Annotated in this window: 1 protein-coding gene; it reads left to right on the forward strand. The window is 36.5% G+C overall.

Translation table 11 applies throughout. The features are described 5' to 3' along the window. Positions 1-6: 6 nt before the first annotated feature. Positions 7-255: ATP-binding protein (locus tag ACYQ2O_RS13480; RefSeq protein ID WP_459771494.1), on the forward strand; the 249-nt coding region annotated here is incomplete at its 3' end.

Below are 255 nucleotides of genomic sequence, written 5' to 3' on the forward strand. Positions count from 1 at the left end.
CTTCGAATGAGCAGTAACTATCAAAAGCTATTAAATAATCTAGAGGCCTTGAATTTAAAACATATGAGAGAATATGTGCCAAACTATGTTGAAATTGCCAATCGGGATGAGCTTTCTTTAACAGAAGTTCTTCTAGAATTAACTAATCAAGAATTAGACTTTCAAACGAATCAGACTGTGGAACGTGTCATCCAGCGCGCACACTTTCCCAAACGGACATCACTTGAAGAATTTGATTTCAACTTTCAACCAAGC

Source organism: Alkalibacterium sp. m-11 (assembly GCF_054658155.1).